The following is a 20672-nucleotide window of genomic DNA, read 5'->3' as shown; positions in this document are numbered from 1 at the left end:
ATTTCGCAACAGCTTCTAAAGCGCATGGTCGGGACCTGGTGGGGCTCGTGGGAGGCTGCCGGGCATACCTTCAATGCGAAGCATGTGGCCCTTGCCGCACACGGGGCAGTCCTGCAGTGATTTGCCGGTGAGCCGCTGGTAACGGTCGCGGTAGTCTTTTCTGATGGAGGGTGCTTCGGCGGCGGGCGTCTCGACGCCGAGCAGTTGCCGGCAGGTAGTGAGCCTGGCGGCCGGTGGCAGTTGCCGAGCCAGCCTTAGCTGCGGATGCGCTTGAAGCCGTCGGGCAGCACATTCAGCAGGAAATGAAATGAACGTGTCCCACCCGTGAATATGGGCGAAGGACAGTGGATCCTCACAGGCAAAGGGCATCGATGTGCCAAGGCGGAGAATACGAAGTTTCCAGGCAAACCGGAGAATCCATCGTGAAGCTTACGCCAGTTGGGATTGCACAACTCACGCGCGCTCGGAACTAACTCTGACGGGTGTCGATAAATGACCGCGTACTGTTAAAGCGCTTACCACAGCAACGCCGGGCCGTTTCAGAAGGGTATGCCACGCGAACGGTAATTGCGCTCGACCACATCGAAGCCCGAGGCCTTGCTGAGGACTCGCATCACTGAACCCGCAGTACCCTGTCCTTCTTTCAGCCGGCCCTCTTCACACGCGGCCCGCCAAACCAGCCTCAACTCTCTTTCTTCACTTCCAGCCGGAACTTGTGCAGCAACGGTTCCGTATAGCCGCTCGGCTGCTGGCGCCCTTCGAACACCAGCGCCTGCGCGGCCTTGAAAGCGATCGTATCGAAGCCCGGCGCCATCGGCTTGTAGAGCGGGTCGCCCGCGTTCTGCTCGTCGACCACCTTCGCCATGCGCTTGAAGGTCTCTTCGACGAGTTCGCGCTGCACCACGCCGTGATACAGCCAGTTGGCAATGTGCTGGCTGGAAATACGCAGCGTGGCACGATCTTCCATCAGGCCGACGTCATGAATGTCCGGCACCTTCGAGCAACCCACGCCCTGATCGATCCAGCGCACCACGTAGCCGAGAATGCCCTGTGCGTTGTTGTCGATCTCGCTGCGGATCTCGTCGTCGCTCCACTTCGCCTCGGCGACGACCGGAATCGTCAGCAGGCCGTCGAGCAGTTCGTCGCGCACCGTAGCGTAATCCGTGCGCTCCAGTTCGCGCTGAACCGCTTGCACGTCGACCTGGTGGTAATGCAACGCGTGCAGCGTGGCGGCGGTCGGCGAGGGCACCCATGCGGTATTCGCCCCGGCTTTCGGATGCGCGATTTTCTGTTCGAGCATGGCGTGCATCAGATCGGGCATCGCCCACATGCCTTTGCCGATCTGCGCGCGGCCGCGCAGACCCGCGCTCAAACCGACCAGCACGTTGCTGCGCTCATAGGCGGAGATCCAGGCGCTCGACTTCATGTCGCCCTTGCGCATCATCGGTCCCGCTTCCATGGCCGAGTGCATTTCGTCGCCGGTGCGGTCGAGGAAACCCGTGTTGATGAATGCGACACGCTCCGACGCTTCGGCGATACAGGCGAGCAGGTTCACGCTGGTGCGGCGCTCCTCGTCCATGATGCCCATCTTGATCGTGTTGCGCGGCAGCTTCAGCAGGTCTTCCACGCGCGCGAACAGCTCGCTGGCGAAAGCGACTTCGGCCGGGCCGTGCATCTTCGGCTTGACGATATAGACCGAGCCGGTGCGCGAATTCAACTGATGCTTGCGGTCGTGCAATGCGCACAGCGTGGTGATGACGGCGTCGAGAATGCCTTCCGGAATCTCGTGGCCGTCTTTCGTCAGCACCGCCGGGTTGGTCATCAAATGACCGACGTTGCGGATGAACAGCAGCGAGCGGCCATGCAGCACGACCGGCGCGGTGCCGTTCGCGGCGGTGTACACGCGGTCGGCGTTCAGCCGGCGCGTGAAGGTCTTGCCGTTCTTCGTGACCTCTTCGGTCAGGTCGCCGGTCATCAGACCGAGCCAGTTGCGGTAGAGCAGGACCTTGTCGTCCGCATCCACGGCCGCGACCGAGTCTTCGCAGTCGATGATCGTGCTCACCGCCGCTTCGACCACCACGTCCTTCACGTGCGCGGAATCGGTCCTGCCGATGGAGTCGCTCGCGTCGATCTGGATTTCGAAGTGCAGGCCATTGTGCTTGAGCAGCACTGCGGACGGCGCGCTTTCCTCGCCCTGATAGCCGATGAATTGCGCCGGCGTCTTCAGCTCGCTCGTGCCGTTCTTCAGCGTGACGACCAGCTTGCCGCCATCGACGCTATAACGTGTGGCGTCCGCGTGCGAGCCGTTCGCGAGCGGCGCGGCCTGGTCGAGGAACTTGCGGGCATAGGCGATCACCGCGGCGCCGCGCACCGGATTGAAGGCTTTCTGCTTTTCGGCGCCGCCGGTTTCGGGAATCGCGTCGGTGCCGTACAGCGCGTCGTACAGGCTGCCCCAGCGCGCGTTCGCCGCGTTCAGCGCATAGCGCTGATTCGACAGCGGCACCACGAGCTGCGGGCCGGCCTGTTCGGCGATTTCGGTGTCCACGTTGTCGGTCGTGGCCTTGACGCTCGCGGGCGCCGGCACGATATAGCCGATGCCTTCGAGAAACGCTCGGTACGCTCGCAGATCGCGCACCGGACCCGGATTGGCGCGATGCCAGTTGTCCAGCTCGGTCTGCAGGCGGTCGCGTTCGGCGAGTAGCGCACGGTTCTTGGGCGCCAGCTCGTGCACGAGGGCGTCGAAACCCGACCAGAATGCGGCGCTGTCGATTCCGGTGCCGGGCAGGGCTTCGGTTTCGACGAACTGGTCGAGGTTGGCGGCGACCTGCAGTCCGCCGCGCGTGTTCATCTGAGTCATCGACTGCTCCATCTATCTGAATGGGGCCGATGAGGGGGCATCGGCCTGCGTTGTGCAACGGTGGATTCTTTGCTTCAGGGCCGCCGTTCTGGTCGGCTCGTGAACGGAACGGCTCGCAAACTCAAGCGGCGATAGCCGCGATGCCTGCCTTGGCGATCTGCGCGTCCTGGTCCGACTTGACGCCCGACACGCCGACTGCGCCGATCACCTGGCCTTCGACGATCACCGGCACGCCGCCTTCCAGCGTGCCTAGCAGCGGCGCGCTCAGGAAGGCGGTGCGGCCGTTGTTGATCATGTCTTCGTATACCTTGGTTTCACGGCGGCCGATCGCCGAAGTGCGGGCCTTTTCGGTCGCGATGTACGAACTGGCCGGCGCGCTGCCGTCCAGACGCAGCATGCCGAGCTGATGGCCGCCATCGTCCACCACCACGATGGCGACGGCCCACTGGTGTTTCTCGGCTTCGGCGCGGGCGGCTTCGAGGATGCGGGTCGTTTCGGCGACGGTCAACACGGGTTTGCTCAGCATAGTGAATGTCCTGTTTCGTTTAAGGTAAGGATGCTTCTACAAGTTCTATCCAATGGCGCACCGGAGTGCGCCCGGCGCCGTCCAGATGCGTCTGGCAACCGATGTTCGCTGTGACGATCAGGTCCGGCTTGCCGCTTTCCAGCGCATCGAGCTTGTTGCTGCGCAACTTCTTCGCAAGCTCCGGCTGGGTAATCGAATACGTGCCCGCCGAGCCGCAGCACAGATGCGCGTCGGGCACGGCACTCAGATCGAAGCCGAGCCGTTGCAGGACCGCTTCGACCGCGCCGCCCAGCTTCTGCGCGTGCTGCAACGTGCATGGGCAGTGGAACGCGATTTTCTGCTGGGGCGTTCCTGACAGGTTCGTCTGTATCGGCTGGATCGGCTCATTAGCCAATACCTCCACGATGTCTCGCGCCAGTTCGCTGACCCGCTGCGCTTTTGACGCATAGCGAAGGTCGTCGCGCAGCAGATGCCCATATTCCTTGACGAACGCGCCGCAGCCGCTCGCGGTTTGTACTATCGCTTCAGCGCCGGCCTGAATAGCCGGCCACCACGCGTCGATATTTCGCCGTGCCCGCGCAAGACCGGCCTCCTGGGCATTCAGGTGATAATCGGTCGCGCCGCAACAGTCTGCCCGCTCGGCATTCACGATACTGATGCCGAGCCGGTCGAGCACGCGCGCGGCAGCCGCGTTGGTGTTCGGCGATAGCGCGCGTTGCACGCAGCCTTCCAGCATCAGCATTTTGCGAGAATGCCGCGGTTCCGGTCTTGTCTTTGCCCGAGCGCTTCGCCCAGGGATTTTTCGTCCAAGCGCCGTCGGAAGAAACGGCCGCATAGCCTGGCCCGTCTTAAGCAGTGCGCCGAACACCGCCCGATGTGGGATCACATGGCGCAAACTCTCACGCTGCAGGCGTTCCAGTGCGGGCCGGACAATCCGCCGCTCCAGTTCGGCACGGCCGATATCCAGCAGGGCATGGTAGGTGACACCCGACGGACAGGTGGTCTCGCAGTTGCGGCAGCTCAGGCAGCGGTCAAGGTGCATCTGGGTCTTCTGCGTGACCGGCTCGCCTTCCAGCATCTGTTTGATCAGATAGATGCGGCCGCGCGGGCCATCGAGCTCGTTGCCGAGCAACTGATAGGTCGGACAGGTCGCGTTGCAGAAGCCGCAATGCACGCACGAGCGCAGGATCTGCTCGGCTTCGTCGGCGCGGGACAGGGTTTTGGCGGCGTCGCTGAGATTGGTTTGCATGGTGTCGTTCGCCTTCTGGGCTTCACAGGTCGACGTAAAGGCGACCGGGGTTGAATAGGCCGCGCGGGTCGAGTTGCTGCTTCAATCGCTGATGAAAGCGCAGCAGCGTCGGCGGCAGCGGGCTGAAACGCTCGGCGTCCACGCGTGGCGTGAAGCAGGTTGCGTGGCCGCCCGCGGCGTGCGCGATCTGGCGGATCGTGGTGGCCGGAGCCTCGCTTTTGAGCCAGCGCTGCGCGCCGGCCCAGTCGAGCAGCGTGTCGCCGGGCAAGGGGGTGAGGGGCGACGCGTTCGGCAGCGAGAGGCGCCATAACGGCCGTGGGTCGTCGAAAAACGCCAGCCGATGTTCTCGAAGGGCGTCCCAGAATCGCGGATCGAGTTCGGTCCCGCCGATACGATCCATCGCCGAGGCGACCGACCCCGTGCCGCCTTCGAGCCGCACGTGCAGGCGTCCGTCGACGTGAGCCGCGCCGCTGATCGGCAACCCGGCGGGGCGCCACGCCGACAATTCGCGCAGCGCTTCGCCCGCCTCGAGATCTAGCGCGAGACTGCCGAGCGCACGCGGTTTGGGCAGCACCTTGAACGACACCTCGGTGATCAGGCCGAGGCAGCCAAAGCTGCCCGCAAGTAGACGGGACACGTCGTAGCCCGCGACGTTCTTCATCACTTCGCCACCGAAGCGCAGATGCAATGCCCGACCGGTGATGACGCGGCATCCCAGCACAAAGTCGCGCACCGAACCGGACCACGGCCGCCGTGGACCGGCGAGGCCGGCCGCGACCATCCCGCCGACGGTGGCCGTGCCATCGAACTCCGGCGGCTCACAGGGCAGCATCTGACCGGCCGCGTCGAGCACGGCTGCCAGTTCGGCAACAGGCGTGCCCGCGCGCGCGGTAATCACGAGTTCAGTCGGGTCGTAGCTGACCACACCGCGATGAGAACGTGTGTCGATCGGCGTGCCTTGCACCGGACGGCCGAGAAACGCCTTGCTGTTGCCGCCGCGAATGCTCAGCGGCGTGCCGTGTGATTGTGCCTGCGAGACTTCGGCGACGAGTCGTTCACTATCGTCCGTCGATACCGCTTCGATCAGCATCAGAAACGCTCCAGTTCAGGAAAAGGCAGTGCGCCGTGGTGGACATGCATCGAGCCGAATTCGGCGCAACGGTGCAGGGTTGGCACGTTCTTGCCGGGGTTCAGGAGGCCGGCCGGATCGAAAGCGGCTTTCAGTGCGTGGAAGAAATCCAGTTCGTCGTGGTTGAACTGCGCGCACATCTGGTTGATCTTTTCGCGGCCCACGCCGTGTTCGCCGGTGATACTGCCGCCCACCGCCACACACAGTTCGAGGATCTTCGCGCCGAGCATTTCCGCGCGTTCGGTTTCGCCGGGTGCGTTCGCATCGAACAAGATCAGCGGATGCATGTTGCCGTCGCCGGCATGAAAGACGTTGGCCACACGCAAGCCATATTCGTTCGACAGGTCCTCGATACCTTTGAGCACGCGCGGCAATTCGCGGCGCGGAATCGTGCCGTCCATGCAGTAGTAATCGGGAGAAATGCGACCCACGGCCGGGAATGCGTTCTTGCGGCCGGCCCAGAAGCGCTGGCGTTCGGCTTCGTCTTTCGCAAGCCGGATATCGGTCGCGCCCGCCGCGCTCAGCAGTGCTTCGACTCGCTCCACGTCTTCCTGAACATCGCTTTCCACGCCGTCGACTTCGCACAGCAGGATCGCTTCAGCATCGACCGGATAGCCGGCGTGAATGAAATCTTCCGCAGCGCGGATCGCGAGGTTGTCCATCATTTCGAGGCCGCCAGGGATCACGCCTGCGCCGATGATCCGCGCGACCGCGGCGCCGGCTTTTTCTATGTCGTCGAAACTGGCGAGCAGCACTTTCGCGCTTTGCGGCTTGGTGAGCAGCTTCACGGTGACTTCGGTGACGATACCGAGCATGCCCTCCGAGCCCGTAAAGAGCGCGAGGAAATCGAAACCGGGCGCGTCCAGCGCCTCTGAGCCGAGCGTGATGCGCTCGCCGTCGATGGTAAGAATCTCGAGCTTAAGGATGTTGTTGACGGTCAGTCCGTACTTCAGGCAGTGTACGCCGCCGGCGTTTTCCGCGACGTTGCCACCGATCGAACAGGCGATCTGCGACGAGGGGTCCGGTGCGTAATACAGGCCATGGGGTGCCACCGCCTGCGAAATCGCGAGATTGCGCACACCTGGTTGCACGCGGGCGATACCGGCCTCGGGATCGACTTCGAGAATCCGGTTGAAGCGCGCCATTACCAGCAGAATGCCTTTATCGAGCGGCAGGGCGCCGCCGGATAAACCCGTGCCGGCGCCGCGCGCGACTACGGGAATTTTTTGGGCATTGGCGAATTTCAGCAACGCTTCGACCTGCTCGACCTTATCGGGCAGTGCCACCAGCATGGGCGTGGCGCGATAGGCGGCGAGGCCGTCGCATTCGAACGGCCGCAAGTCTTCCTGTTCGTGCAGCAGTTGCAGATCGGGAATCAACGCCTGCAACTGCGCGACGACGGTGGATTTGTCGTGCGTCGCGAGCGCGCCGTCGATGCGCTCGTCGTAGTGGTAGCTCATGTGAGAGTCTCCTGGAGCCGCGCCAACCTGGCGGTCATACCCGTGGGCACGGGCGCGCGAACATGTCTCAGGCGAGATTGTTGCCACTATGGAACCCGCTGTCGACGGGTGGATCAGGTGGTCGTACCATTTTTTGATTGAGCAATTTCAAAGCTGATAGGACAGATACGTTGATGCATATGGGCTGCAGCGTATAAACTCAACTCCCGGCGTGTTAGCATTGAACAGTGGTCATACCAGTCGGAATTGCAATGCATACAGCGGATCAGGAAAGCTCGCGGCAGGTGGCGGACGTCGTCGCCGAACGCATCGAGCGCTTGATTGTCGACGGCGTGCTGAAAACGGGGCAGGCGCTGCCGTCCGAGCGGCGCTTAACCGATAAGCTCGGCGTCTCGCGCACGGCGCTGCGCGAAGGGCTCAAGCTCTTGCGGGCGCGCGGCATCATCGAAACCTCGCACGGCAAGGGTTCGTTTGTCGCGAGCCTGACCGCGCAACCCACGCTCACGCCGATGATGCATCTGCTCGGCTCGCAGCCGCGCACGCTGTACGATCTGTTCGAAGTGCGCGGCTTGCTCGAGGCCGAGTCCGCGCGCCTTGCAGCGCTGCGCGGCACGCCCGCGGACTTCGTGCTGATTACGCGACGCTACGAGGAAATGCTCGCGGCGCATGGCAAAGAGACCAGCACGTCTACGCATGCGCGGCTCGATCATGCATTTCACCTCGCGATCTGCGAGGCCTCGCATAACCCGGTGCTGGTGCATACCTTAAGTATGCTAACCGACCTGCTATTGAGTTCGGTGTTCGCGTCAGTGAACAATCTTTATCATCGCGAGCCGCAGAAGCGCGTGATCGATCGCCAGCATGCGCGACTCTATAACGCCGTGACCGGAAAACTGCCCGAGCAGGCACGCAAGGCGGCTGCCAACCATATCGACACCGTGTGCACGAATCTGCGGGAGATCGAGCAGGAAGAGCAGCGGCTCGTGCGTGCCACGTTGCGACTGGAACGGTGGGAATGATCGAGTGGGGATTCGAGGCCAGTTCGCAGGGACCGGATCGGAAGCGCCCGCGTGCCATTTTCTGGCGTGTCCAGGCGATTGATTTTGCTGTATGGGTAGGATGATGGGTACGCGGTAGTGCGGTCGGGTGGGAGTCAAACCTGGCGGGGCTTCGCCGGCAACTGTTGGAGTCGGCTGCCTTCCGCCGCATGAGTTTGCGCGAATTTGGTTGCATCGTAAAATCCCCGCTCGTTATTAGGTGTGTGGGTTTTTCTGCCCGAAACCGAATTCCCCTTCTACTTCCGTGTCCCGATCTTCGCGACCGCGCCGGCGAGACTCCCGGTTAATAGGTGAGCGTCGCGCTTCGTCGAGGCAGGCGTCTTGTGTCCCAGTACCCACTTATTTGCGGCCGGATCGTGAACTTCACGCTGCGAGCTATGACAGCGATCTTCGGATGGATTGGCACAATGCGCGGCCGACCGTTTTTTGTCGTTGCCAAGGAGAAGCCGTCGCGCGTCACCTTAGCTCTCAGGATTTCGCTCAGGCGCATGCCAGAATAGAAAGCCACCGCTGATAGCGGCGTGCGTTTCCCGATGCGTGCACGCCTTGGCGATCTCAGGCATCTCGCGTCGGACTTTATAGACGTGGCGTTCATTGGCGACCCTAGGGATAGCCATCGTCCCAGTCTCATCATGCTCAACCTTGCCCTTGGTGTACGCTTACTTGATCTCCACCCTGATATAGGCCAGCGTATCGCTGATGGGTTTGTCGCTCATCGGCTTTTTTGGCCGCCCATCTCGATCGACTCTGGCACGCATGTAGCCGGTGAAGTTCACTGACCAATCATAGAGCTGTAGCGCGTCCTGATTTTCTTACTCCGGGGCGTATTTATCCATTACTCGGCAACGCGTCTCAAAGTCCTTCCATTTGGAGCCATCGTCTTCGATGTGAAGGTGAACGCACTCACCGATCGTGACGGTTTGCTTCCTGACACCAGTCCGTCATCATGAGCCTGGTACGCTCGGCACAACTCAGCGGACATGATCTGCATGCCTATCTGATGGGCATCCTCACGCGGTTGCCGACCCATAAGGCAAGCGACATCGCGGTCTTGCTGCCACACCGCCGGCAGCCAACTGCGATCGATAACTAGCGCAACTGGTCACGACGGGTTTGCTGGCCACTTATGGCTGTTGTGCGACGCCTGCCCGACAGTTTCGACGGCTTCCACAGCTTTTACAGTTCCCCTCGCGCAGCCAGTGCGGCGATACGCTCGGCTGTGCGGCACGCTATCGCCTGAATGGTCAGCGAAGGATTCACACCGCCGACAGTCGGAAACACCGAGCCGTCGCATACCCATAGATTGGGTATGTCCCAGCTTCGGCAGTCTGCATTGACCACGCTGGTCGAAGGATCGTCGCCCATGCGCGCGGTGCCGTTCAGATGACAGGTGTCGTCATTTTCCCGCCATATTTCGTTGCCGCCGGCCGCCCGGATCGCCTGTTCCATGAAGTCCAGGGAGTGTGCGATCAGCCGCTTGTCGTTATCGCACAGCGAATAAGTCACCCGCGCCACGGGTAGCCCGTACTGATCTTTTTCGTCGGCGAGCGTCACACGGTTGCGTTCCTGCGGCAAGGTCTCGCCGACGATTTTTAACCCGGCTTGATGATTGTATTTGTGCATCTCGCCGGCTAACGCATCGCCCCATAAGCCGCGGCCGTTCTGTACGCTCGCCCAGCCGGCGGGCAATGGTCCCTGGCTCATGTAGCAATAGCCGCCGAAGAAATCTTTTCCGGTGTCCTTGTAATTCCAGTGTTCGGTGATCGCTAACGAAGGTGGTCCTTTGTACCAGCGGATTTCCTCGTCGAACGTGCCGTAGACGGCCTGGTTCGACTGCGCCATGAGGTTTTTGCCAACCAGGCCCGAACTGTTTGCAAGGCCTTGCGGAAAGCGGCCATTTGCCGACATCAGCAATAGACGCGGCGTTTCGATTGCATAGCCGGCCACTACGACATGCTTCGCACGCTGGAACTGCCAGCGGCCTTCGCGCCGATACTCCACACCCGTTGCGAGCCCGGCGTCGTTCGTGGCAATGCGTCCAACCATTGCCAGATCGCGTATTTCCGCACCGGCACTCACCGCGCGCGGAATCCACGTGACCAATGCGCTCTGCTTGGCGTTGGTTGCGCACCCCGAAGTGCAAAAGCCACGGTACACGCACGGGTGCGCCTTGCCGCGCGGCGCCGACAGCGTCGCCAGGGGGGTGGCCGTCCAGTCGATGCCCAGCGCCTCTGCGCCGCGCGCAAGCACGAGCGCCGCAGCATTTAATTCGTGCGCGCGATGTGGATAGCGGGGCCGCTTCGGCCCCCACGGATAATTGACCGGACCTGAGATCTTCAGCGCGTCTTCGACCTGCGCGTAGTAACGCCACATCTCGCGCCAGTCGAGCGGCCAGTCGGCACCATAACCGAGCACGCTGCGCGACCTGAACCACTCAGGACGAAAGCGCAGCGACACCATGGCGAAGTGCACTGTGCTGCCGCCAACGGCCTTGCCGCTATTGTTATTGCCGAGCTTGAGCGGGTTTTCGCCGTCGCAGATGCGTTCGTCGGTCCAGTAGAGCTTCGCCTGATGGCTTTCGTCGGAGGCGAATTCTTCGAGTGGCCGCCACCATGCGCCGGCATCGAATGCTACGACCTTAAAGCCCTGCTCCGCGAGCCGGCAGGCGAGCGTACCGCCTCCCGCACCCGTGCCGACGATCGCGAAGTCGACCTCTTCGTCATTCGGATACTCGCGCATCGGCACCCAACCGCCACGTTCGAATACATCGGGAGCGCGACCGTTCTTGCCGCGCGGATGATGTTGAGCTTCATCAAGCACGCTTGTTCTCCTTGCGGGCCTTGTCTTCCTGGCCGGGTTCCGCTTCAGTGGCTTCCCACGGGTCGCGCCGATTGAAATACATGCGTACGTAGCCGCGCGGATTTGCCGGCCCGCCGAAGCCTATTTCGCTCCATGCATGCGGGTGCGAGTAGTACATGCTGCAGATGTCGTGCAGCAGGCGTTCGGCGAAGAAAAGATTGGCGGGCATGCCAGCCCATGTGCCGCTTGTGAGTTCGCCGCGCTGCATCGATTCGAGCAGCGCTACCTGGGTGGCCCTTTCGAGGCTTGCAAACGGTAGTTCGTGACGTGCGCGGCTCTCGGCATCCAAGGCCGCGAGCCCGGTGCGCCATGCCTGCTGAAGCGGCGGCAAGCGCGCGTCGCGGTAGCCGTCGCCGGCATTTTCAGTGAGCTTCGCGTCGAGCAACTGTGCAAGCGGAACCACCGGCAACGCGTTCGCCTGTGGCACGATGCAGGCGCACAAAGCATGTACCGCCAACCACTCGACGGCGTTAAAGAAATGTGGTTCAGCGGGCGTCGCAAGCCGTTGCGCTATCACCGAGCGGGTCGCGTCGTCCCACGAAGGTGTACCGCGCTTGTCGAGTACGTCGTAACCAGGATAGCGGGTGGCTCTCGACCTCTGATCTGCATCGCTCATGTTTCGCTCTCTCTTAGTCGCAGCGCCGCGAGGCCGGCCAGCGCCAGCGCAGAAAAGCTTGGTGGCGCTGGCAAGGGCGGGCCGCTGAACAGGTTCTGGCTCCAGTTGCGCCAGCCGCCTTGCCGGCGAGCAATCCCGCGCACGTGGAAGCCGGCGCCGACGAAGCCGAGCGCCGTGGTGACCCGCAGCCACAGCCGCGTGAGCCAGCGCTCGCGTGGCACGGCGAGCGCTGCTTGGGCGAGCAGCGCTGCAGCGAGCGGTGGCACGACTATCGGCGCATACATCGCACGATGCTGAAACGCGCCGCGAAAATGCAGCAGCGCGACTTCTCCGACCGTGCCGATCAAGCCCGCACTCACCAGCAAGCCAAGCGCGCGACCGGCCGGCATACCAAGCAGTCGCGGGTCGTGCGCGGGCTGGTCGCGCAACTGTTCGGCGACGGCGCCCAGCGCGCCGGAGAGCAGCAATGCCATCGGCGCACCGACCGGCGCCGCATGAAACAGGTTGTTCCAGCTCCAGGCGCCGGGCCGCTTCGTGACGTTATAAAAATGGAAGCCCGTGCCCGCGATACCTGCGACGGCTGCAGCCAGATAGATCGCGTGACGTAGTTGATGTGTCTCCTGCCGGTCATCCCTCCCGCCATGCAAACCAGCCAACAGCGAAAGCGTGGCAGAGACGAGCGGCGTATACATCGCGGGGTTGTCGAACGAGCCGCGATAGTGCTCCATTGCGCTATCGGCGAGTACGGAGAGCGCAAGCAGCGCGGAACTGTGATTAAAGCGTCGGGCTGCTTCGATGTGGGTCTGGACGCCGGATGGCCGAGGCGCAGGCAACAAAGTGGATCGCGCAGGCGCGCCATGGTCGCGTGCATTCAGGGCGCGCGTTATCGCGCCAGTCGCTTCGACGCCGGCGCCGCGGCGCTTCGCCCGTAGCGCAAATGCGCTCACAACTGTAGCGCCCGCCACTGCGCATAGCAGCCCCGTAAGTCGTTGAGAACTCATGGACGAGGATTCCTTAGTTATTGGACCTGATACGCCGCAGCGTCGCGAGATTTGAGTTCGAGTCCGCAACCGGGGCGTGTCAGGTCGGGCGCGATAGTCCCGTCTATTGCCTGCGGCGCGCCGTCGAACAGCATTGACTCGATCCGCACGTGGTCGTGAAACCATTCCTGATGACGCAGGCGCGGCACGGCGCACGCAACATGCAGATGCAAGGCGGGCGCGCAGTGAGCCGACAGCGGCACGTGAAAGGCGTCGCAGAGATCGGCCGCCTGCATGAAGCCAGTGATGCCGCCGCAGCGGCTCACGTCGGCCTGAAGAACATCGACGGATTGCGCGGCCAGTAACTGCCGGAAGTCGTCGAGCGTGTAGCCGTATTCGCCAGCGGCGATCTCCATGCCGGCTGGCGCATGCCCGCGCACAAAGTGCAGACCCGCAGGATCGTCGGACGAGACTGGCTCCTCGAACCATTCGACCCGCTGCTGGGCGAAACGTTGAGCCCAATGTAATGCCTGCTGCGGTGTGAACGCGCCATTGGCGTCCACGAAAAGTCCCGCATCGCCAATCGCCGCGCGCGCCGTTTCCACGCGCCCAGGATCTTTCTGCGGATCGGTCCCAATTTTGATCTTCACCCAGCGGCAACCATCGCGCTCCACCCAGCCGGCCAACTGCTCGCGCATCTGTTTGTCGCTGTAGGTGGTGAAGCCGCCGCTGCCATAAAGCGGCACGGATTCACGCGCTGCGCCGAGCAGGCGCACGAGCGGCACGCCGAGCAGTTTCGCTTTCAGGTCCCACAGCGCGCAATCCGTTGCCGAGATAGCCGTGGCCGCCAGACCCGAACGCCCGAGATTGCGTACCTGACGCTGCATGCGCTGCCAGATCGCGCGAATATCCCATACGTCGCTGTGCAGCACGCATTCGCCCAGGGCGTCGTGAACCAACGTGACAAGGCTTTTATCGCTATACGTGTAGCCGATGCCGGTTTGCCCGGCAGCTTCCACTTCGACGACGACCAGTGTGGTCGCCTTCCACGAGAAAGTGCCGTCGGCTTCAGGCGCGTCGGTCGGGATGCGGTAGGCGCTCGCGCGTAGTCGATTCACGGGCGCTTGCGCCGCGCGGTGGGTTGCGGTGCGATCTGTCATGTCGGCACGCTTACTTGTCGTGATGACCGGGGAGGACTGCGCCGAGCACCTGTTTGGCCGTTTCGACGATCACGTTGCCTTCGTTCGGATCACCCTTCATTAACGTCGACGCAAACGCCTTGGCCTGCGCGAGCGTGATATGCGGCGGCAATGGTGCGATGTTCGGATCGGACTTCACTTCGATGACGACCGGACGATCCGCGGCCAGCGCTTCGTCCCACGCGGCGCCCATCTGTTCATCGTTGTCGACGTAAATACCTTTGAGGCCAATCAGTTCCGCGAACTTGTGATACGGCACGGACGGGATATCCTGCGACGCTTCGAACTTGGGATCGCCTTCCACGGCGCGCTGCTCCCATGTCACCTGATTGAGGTCGGAGTTGTTCAGCACCATGCAGATCCAGCGCGGATTGGCCCAGTCTTTCCAGTACTTCGAAACGGTGATCAGTTCAGCCATGTTGTTCATCTGCATGGCACCGTCGCCGACCAGCGCGATGACGGGACGCTCGGGAAAGGCAAACTTGGCTGCGATCGCATAGGGGACCGCTGCACCCATCGATGCGAGGCCATCCGAGAGCGAACACATCATGCCGCGCTGAACCTTCAGATCGCGTGCGTACCAGTTCGCACAGGAGCCCGAATCGCTCGTTACGATCGAGTCGGCGGGAATGCGCTTCGACAATTCCCACACGGTGCGCTGCGGATTGACTGCGTCCTTGCCGGCCTCATGGGCGCGCTTGTCGAGCGTCTTCCACCAGTCCTTCGTCCAGCCTTCAATCTTCCCGCGCCATGCACGATCCTTCTTATCTTCGAGCAGCGGCAGCAATGCACGCAATGTCTCGACACTATCGCCAACGAGATTGACTTCCATTGGATAGCGCAGACTCAGCATGTCGGCCTTCAAGTCGATCTGCACGCCTCGTGCGGCGCCTTCCTTCGGCAAAAATTCCGAGTAAGGGAAGCCGGAACCGATCATCAGCAGGGTGTCGCATTCCATCATGAGGTCATAGCTTGGCTTGGTGCCCAGTAGACCAATGGCGCCGGTGACCCATGGCAGGTCGTCTGGCAACGCGGCCTTGCCGAGGAGTGCCTTGGCAACGCCCGCGCCGAGTTTTTCGGCGATGGCGATGACTTCATCTGTTGCGTGTAGTGCACCGGCTCCGACGAGGATCGCGACTTTCTTGCCAGCGTTGAGCACCTCGGCGGCCTGCTGCAGGTCGTCGGGATAGGGTACGAGACGCGGCGCGCGATAGCCGACGCCGGAATGTAACGTACCGTGCTTGCGGTCCGGCGCTTCATAGCGCAGATCCTGCAGATCGTTTGGGAGGATGAGTGCCGTGACCTTACGCTCGGCTAGCGCCGTGCGGACAGCACGGTCAACGAGATGGCGCACCTGCGCGGGCACCGAAGCCTGTTCGACGAAGGCGCCGGCAACGTCTTTGAACATCGAAGCGAGGTCGAGTTCCTGCTGGTAGTGGCCACCCAGGGCCGCTCGTGCCTGCTGACCCGCGATGGCGAGCACGGGCATGTGATCCATTCTCGCATCATAGAGGCCGGTGATCAGATGCGAAGCGCCGGGGCCCGAAGTGGCAATGCATACGCCGAGTTCGCCGGTGAATTTTGCATGGGCAGACGCCATGAAGGCCGCCATTTCTTCGTGCCGGACCTGCACGAACTCGATGGGCTGCGTCGGGTTGCCGGATTTTGAATTTCTGGCTTCGGACTGAGCGCGGTTGAGTGCGCCAAAAACACCGTTGATCCCGTCGCCGGGATATCCATAAATGCGACGTACGCCCCATGCGTGAAGCCGCCCGATAATAAAGTCACCTACGGTTTGCGCCATCTCAGTCTCCGATCGTCAGGCTGGCATAAACGAGCTGTATCTGAGATGCGCAAGTATCGTTCCGCGTTATTGCAGGCCGTAATGTTTGGGCTTTCAATCCGACTGCGGTAAGCGCAGTCGGCGCGCGTGAGTTGGCAACGAAGCATCATCGATGACTGAGGCTGCATTGGTTCGGCGTTGCCGGAATTCGCAACCTGGCTACGCTTCTCCTCGCTCGTCTTCGCCCACTATGACCGTTGTCAATGACGTGAACCTGAAACGCGGCACGTCAAGATTCTGCGGTGTGGGCTTGTCTTTAAACACGCGGCCGGCCAGGTCGTACGTCGAGCCGTGACATGGGCATAAAAATCCGCCCGGCCAGTTATCCGGCAAGTTCGGCTGTGGACCTGCCTCGAAGCGCGGACGCGGCGTGCACCCGAGATGGGTACAAACGCCCACGACGACAAGAAGGTTCTGATGGTCGGCGCGCGAGCGATATTCGTTTTTGCAGTAGTCAGGCATCGGCATCGAGAAAGGCCGCTCTGTCGACGGATCAGCGACCATGGAGTTTGGGGTGACGACTGCTCTGAGCATTGCCGGTGTGCGATTGACGAGAAAAACGGGCACTCCGCGCCACGCGACCGTGGCCATGGCTCCCGGCGGCAGCCGACTGATATCAACCGTGACGGGCGCACCTGCAGCTCTGCTTTTCTCCGATGGTTCCATCGAGGCGACAAAAGGCAACAGGGTTGCAACGCCAGCAATTCCGCCTGCGATTGAAGTAGCGACCAGCCACTGGCGGCGGTTGATGTCTTCATGCGGAAATTGAACAGATTCCATCACGTGCTCCCGAAAACAGATCCCGGGCTAATTACGGTTTGATCTGGAATTGGCGTGCGAGTTCGTGGGCTCAAGCGCTTTTATCTACGCTACTCGTGCCTTACGGAAAGGTTCGACGCTCTGCATCAAAGTCGACAAAAACCGCTCGTGATTTCGCAATAAATGGAAGCGTGTCGCTAGTGACACGTGTTGTGGCCAGACGTGAACATGTGCAAGATTCGTTTCAAAGTCCGGGCAGGCGAGTCCGATCGCGACGCCGTCTCCACGGCCGCAGACGAAAGCACTGCGGCGGCGAAAGTTGAACATGCAGATCTATCGACTCAAACGTGCTTCCGGGATAGTTCGGGCGAGGCTTCGCGTCGTGCGTCGTAATCGGCCCGTTCGAGCGATATGGACCTCAGACGTTGCTGCGCATCGGGTTGCATAGCGCGGGCATTGCGAGCGCGTGGGAACAAAAACTGCTGCGACGAGTTTTGGTAGATGACGATTTGTTAGCGCGCCGTTCACACGTCCTCACCCGGCTCACCTATTTGCGCGCGTAAAAAGGAACATCTTATGTCCAAGGTTGTCGTGGTGACAGGAGCCGGTGCAGGTGTCGGACGTGCAACCGTCGCGGAGTTCGCGCGGCACGGATATGACGTCGCTTTGCTGTCACGTGATAAAGGCCGGCTCGACCATGCCGCTGCGGACCTGAAAGCGTCGTATGGCGTACGGGGCCTCGGCATACAGACGGACGTGGCCGATGCCGACGCTGTCGAGGCGGCCGCCTCGCTGGCCGAGCGGGAGCTTGGACCAATCGATGTCTGGGTCAACGTTGCAATGGCCACGGTGTTTGCGCCGGTCTCGAAGCTTACCGCGCAGGAGTTTGAACGGGGCACCAAGGTCACTTACTTAGGCCAGGTGCACGGCACGATGGCGGCACTTTCGCGCATGCGCACCAGAAACCGCGGGACGATTGTCAACGTTGGCTCGGCACTGGGATATCGATCAGTGCCGCTCCAGTCGATCTATTGCGGAGCCAAGTTCGCCGTGCGCGGCTTTACGGATGCACTGCGGTCCGAAATCATTCATGACGGACTGGACGTCCACTTGACGACGGTTGACCTGCCCGCTGTCAATACCCCGCAATTTGATTGGGCGTTAAACAAGATGGGGAAAAAGGCGCAGCCAGTGGCGCCTATTTATGAACCGGAAGTGGCCGCGCGAGCCATTTTCTTTGCGGCAACACACCGGCGCCGTGAGGTCTGGGTGGGGTTTCCCACCGTCAAAGCGATCCTCGCGAATCGCATCGCTCCAGGGCTAATCGACAGGTATCTCGCAAGCGCCGGCTACAAGGGGCAGCTTACTGATGAACCACTCGCCCCCGATGCCCCTGCCAACCTCTTTGAACCTGTGTCTGGCGACTATGGTGCTCACGGCCGTTTTGACAGCCGGTCGAGGACGACAAGCTGGGAAATGTTTACCAACAGGCATCGCAACGCTTTCTTGGCGGTGACGGGTGTCGCAATACTGGGCGGGATTAGCGTCCTGATTGGCAGGAAACGCGAGAAATAAAGTCGACGCGGAAACAGAATCCGGCGCCGTTGCGAGTGGCGATAGGGGAGCGGAGCGTGAGCAAGCTGATTGAGGATTATGCCCTGCTGGGCGACGGCGAGACCGCTGCGCTAGTGGGTAAGGACGGTTCGATCGACTGGTTATGCTGGCCGCGTTTTGACGACGACGCATGTTTTGCGGCGCTGCTCGGGACAAACGACCACGGTCATTGGTCGCTTTCACCCGCCGGCGAAGTGACCGGCCAAAGCCGCCGCTATCAGGAAGATACGCTGATCATGGAAACAGACTTCCAGACGGCGGATGGCGAGGTGAGAATCATAGATTTCATGCCGGTGCGCAAGACTTTTTCGTCGCTTGTACGTATCGTTGCCGGTTTGCGGGGAACCGTGAAGGTGCGCAGCACCTTACGCCTGCGTTTCGACTACGGCGCGTTGCCCCCATGGAGTGTTGCCGACGGCGACGACATGATAGCGAAGGTCGGCCCAAATCTCGTTGCGTTGCGCTCGCCGCTAAGGCTGCACGTGACTTCCGACTCGACCGTTGCAAATTTCGACGTCTCGCAAGGACAACGAATTGCTTTTGTCCTGAGTTACGCCCGTTCGGAAGACGGGCCACCAGAGCCTGTAGACGCAGAAGCAGCGCTCATCTCGACCCAGCATTTCTGGCGCGGCTGGATTGGCCGTTTTGATAATTCGAAAACGGACTGGCCGTTTCAGGTCCGGCGCTCCCTGATAACACTCAAGGCATTGATTCACCGGCGCAGCGGTGGTCTGGTCGCCGCGCCTACCACGTCGCTTCCCGAAGCGCCTGGCGGCGAAATGAACTGGGACTATCGCTACTGCTGGCTGCGCGATGCAAGTTTTACCCTCACAGCGTTACTGAATGCCGGCTACCACGAAGAAGCGGAGGGCTGGCGAAACTGGTTACTTCGCGCCATTGCAGGCTCGCCCGATAACATGCGGATCATGTATCGTGTTGACGGCGCACGGCACCTGCCCGAGTGGACCGTAGACACGCTGCCTGGTTACCGTTTTGCGAAACCTGTGCGAATCGGCAATGCGGCATCGTCGCAGCATCAGCTCGATGTCTATGGAGAACTGCTTGACTGCCTCGATCTTGCCGGGAGGGGCGGGGTCCCGTCGTCGGACCAGGAATTCGCTATTGAACAGAGGCTCGTCGAGCATCTCGAGACAATCTGGCAGACGGTCGGCTCGGGAGTGTGGGAGTCGCGAGCGGAGCCACGCCATTACACTTATTCGAAAGTCATGGTATGGGTTGCATTCGACCGCTTCGTGAGTCGCCACTCGAGGAGCAATCTCGTTAGTCGTGAAGTGCTGGACCGGATCACAGCGCTGCGGCAGACGTTGCACGACGAGATCTGCCGTGAAGGCTGGAATGAGGGTCTCGGCACGTTCACGCAACACTACGGTTCTCAGGCGCTGGACGCCAGTCTTCTTCTGCTGCCACTCGTCGGCTTTCTTCCCGTCGGCGATCCCCGGATGGACTCGACGATTGCAACGATTGAACGCGAGCTCTCGGAGGGAGGGCTGATTCGACGCGAGAAGCCCAACGCAGATGGACCAAAAGAGGGCGCGTTCCTGGCTTGCTCGGGCTGGATGGCGGAATGCATGAAGCTTCAGGGCCGCGACAGGGAGGCGCGGGAGCAGTTCGAGCGTCTGCTCGCAGCCGCCAACGATGTGGGCCTGCTGGCAGAAGAGTACAACGTGCCCGGCGGTCATCTGGCTGGAAATTTTCCGCAAGCCTTGACCCACCTCGCCATTGTGAACGCCGCACTCGCTCTCAGTGGCCCCACGTTGCAGCGCGGTGGCCGGTCCTGCGGCTTTTGAATCTGACGTTCATCTGACCGGCTTGCGGCGCCGCAGCGCCAGGGCGGGCGCTGCCTATCTGATATCCTGGCACGTCAATGCCCAGAGGTTGGAATACTGATGCGGCCAGTCGCCGGAAATGGCCGCCTGGGCTCGCATCAGCGAAAGCTCGCCAGAGCAGACACAGTGTCTGAGGAAGACGGTGAGCCGGCGCTTGCGGCGTTCACCGGCATCGCCTTCCCATGGAAGGATGTCGCGATTCGCCAGTGCGTCCGGCGAACCACCCAGCAGCACAGGCAGACGGAAATCGAGTGCGTAACCGGCGGCGGCCGACGGATCTATGCCACGCTGCTCCAGGAGCATGTCCTTTAAACGGATCTGTTCGTCAATGGAGGGGAGCACGCGTGAGATATGGCCGCGATGACAGATGGTCGAGGTAACTGTCTCCTGAGTAACGTGTGCGTCCGCCAACGCTGGCTGCGCAGCGTACGAAAATCCGGCCCAGGGCAATTGCATGAGCACAAGAAACACTGCCGCGCCGATAAGGCGTCGAGGTAGATCTATCAATCAGGAGCCCTGAAGCAAGCGGTTCTTCGCGATATATCGCGCAAAGCGCGAAGGAAATAAAGTGCGCCCAAGAACACAGTGTAGCTGTAAAGGCAAGTGTTCAAAGCTTTGCAGCGGACACATACCTGTTCCGCACGGCTTGCTTACGATGGGCTCGGCTGTTTGCACG

The 20672-nt window shown here is 61.7% G+C and carries 15 protein-coding genes and 2 pseudogenes; 4 read left to right on the top strand and 13 right to left on the bottom strand.

Annotation, left to right across the window (positions count from 1 at the left end):
• Positions 1–15: 15 nt before the first annotated feature.
• From BPHYT_RS39795 to glcD, 6 genes and pseudogenes are all read right to left on the bottom strand, one after another.
• Positions 16–302: pseudogene (locus tag BPHYT_RS39795) on the bottom strand (IS91 family transposase); the annotation flags it as partial.
• Positions 303–682: 380 nt separating this feature from the next.
• On the bottom strand, positions 683–2857 hold the full coding sequence (locus BPHYT_RS31665) for a malate synthase G (RefSeq protein ID WP_012428220.1): 2175 nt from the start codon (positions 2855–2857) through the stop codon (positions 683–685).
• A 121-nt stretch (positions 2858–2978) separates the two neighbouring features.
• Positions 2979–3383, bottom strand: a complete 405-nt coding sequence (locus BPHYT_RS31660; RefSeq protein ID WP_012428219.1) for a GlcG/HbpS family heme-binding protein — start codon at positions 3381–3383, stop codon at positions 2979–2981.
• Positions 3384–3402: 19 nt separating this feature from the next.
• On the bottom strand, positions 3403–4632 hold the full coding sequence (glcF, locus tag BPHYT_RS31655) for a glycolate oxidase subunit GlcF (RefSeq protein ID WP_012428218.1): 1230 nt from the start codon (positions 4630–4632) through the stop codon (positions 3403–3405).
• 22 nt (positions 4633–4654) lie between these two features.
• Entirely contained in the window at positions 4655–5722 is a 1068-nt protein-coding gene (gene glcE, locus BPHYT_RS31650) for a glycolate oxidase subunit GlcE (RefSeq protein ID WP_012428217.1), read from the bottom strand.
• Positions 5722–7221, bottom strand: a complete 1500-nt coding sequence (gene glcD / locus BPHYT_RS31645) for a glycolate oxidase subunit GlcD (RefSeq protein WP_012428216.1) — start codon at positions 7219–7221, stop codon at positions 5722–5724. The genes glcE and glcD overlap by 1 nt, the downstream gene beginning before the upstream one ends.
• Before the next feature lie 251 nt (positions 7222–7472).
• Between glcD and glcC the strand changes: the two genes are divergently transcribed.
• Both glcC and BPHYT_RS37610 read left to right on the top strand, forming a co-directional pair.
• A complete protein-coding gene (gene glcC / locus BPHYT_RS31640; RefSeq protein ID WP_012428215.1) occupies positions 7473–8240 on the top strand; it encodes a transcriptional regulator GlcC in 768 nt (255 codons plus the stop codon).
• 976 nt (positions 8241–9216) lie between these two features.
• Positions 9217–9372, top strand: a pseudogene (locus tag BPHYT_RS37610) (transposase domain-containing protein); the annotation flags it as partial.
• An 83-nt stretch (positions 9373–9455) separates the two neighbouring features.
• Here BPHYT_RS37610 and BPHYT_RS31635 read toward each other — a convergent pair.
• The 6 genes from BPHYT_RS31635 to petA form a co-directional block, all read right to left on the bottom strand.
• Positions 9456–11099 carry a GMC family oxidoreductase gene (locus BPHYT_RS31635; protein WP_012428213.1) on the bottom strand — a complete coding sequence of 548 codons (1644 nt, stop codon included), beginning with the start codon at positions 11097–11099 and terminating at the stop codon, positions 9456–9458.
• The gene (locus BPHYT_RS31630; RefSeq protein ID WP_012428212.1) at positions 11092–11754 is read right to left on the bottom strand and encodes a gluconate 2-dehydrogenase subunit 3 family protein; all 663 of its coding nucleotides are present in this window, start codon (positions 11752–11754) and stop codon (positions 11092–11094) included. The genes BPHYT_RS31635 and BPHYT_RS31630 overlap by 8 nt, the downstream gene beginning before the upstream one ends.
• Entirely contained in the window at positions 11751–12755 is a 1005-nt protein-coding gene (locus BPHYT_RS31625; protein ID WP_012428211.1) for a hypothetical protein, read from the bottom strand. The genes BPHYT_RS31630 and BPHYT_RS31625 overlap by 4 nt, the downstream gene beginning before the upstream one ends.
• A gap of 17 nt (positions 12756–12772) precedes the next feature.
• Positions 12773–13894, bottom strand: a complete 1122-nt coding sequence (locus BPHYT_RS31620; RefSeq protein WP_012428210.1) for an enolase C-terminal domain-like protein — start codon at positions 13892–13894, stop codon at positions 12773–12775.
• 10 nt (positions 13895–13904) lie between these two features.
• A complete protein-coding gene (locus tag BPHYT_RS31615) occupies positions 13905–15737 on the bottom strand; it encodes a thiamine pyrophosphate-requiring protein (RefSeq protein WP_012428209.1) in 1833 nt (610 codons plus the stop codon).
• Positions 15738–15935: 198 nt separating this feature from the next.
• Entirely contained in the window at positions 15936–16556 is a 621-nt protein-coding gene (petA, locus tag BPHYT_RS37605) for a ubiquinol-cytochrome c reductase iron-sulfur subunit (protein ID WP_012428208.1), read from the bottom strand.
• A gap of 555 nt (positions 16557–17111) precedes the next feature.
• On the opposite strand from petA, the gene BPHYT_RS31610 reads away from it, so the two are divergent.
• Complete coding sequence (locus tag BPHYT_RS31610; protein WP_012428207.1) at positions 17112–18110, top strand: SDR family oxidoreductase; 999 nt, start codon at positions 17112–17114, stop codon at positions 18108–18110.
• A 56-nt stretch (positions 18111–18166) separates the two neighbouring features.
• Entirely contained in the window at positions 18167–19957 is a 1791-nt protein-coding gene (locus BPHYT_RS31605; protein WP_012428206.1) for a glycoside hydrolase family 15 protein, read from the top strand.
• A gap of 54 nt (positions 19958–20011) precedes the next feature.
• Here the strand turns inward: BPHYT_RS31605 and BPHYT_RS31600 are convergent, their stop codons facing one another.
• Positions 20012–20467, bottom strand: a complete 456-nt coding sequence (locus BPHYT_RS31600) for a hypothetical protein (RefSeq protein WP_238535697.1) — start codon at positions 20465–20467, stop codon at positions 20012–20014.
• Positions 20468–20672: the final 205 nt, after the last annotated feature.

The sequence above is a fragment of the Paraburkholderia phytofirmans PsJN genome (assembly GCF_000020125.1).
GTDB classification, from domain to species: domain Bacteria; phylum Pseudomonadota; class Gammaproteobacteria; order Burkholderiales; family Burkholderiaceae; genus Paraburkholderia; species Paraburkholderia phytofirmans.
Note: the sequence above shows the minus strand (reverse complement) of the source record. Positions and strands in the feature narration are given on the sequence as shown.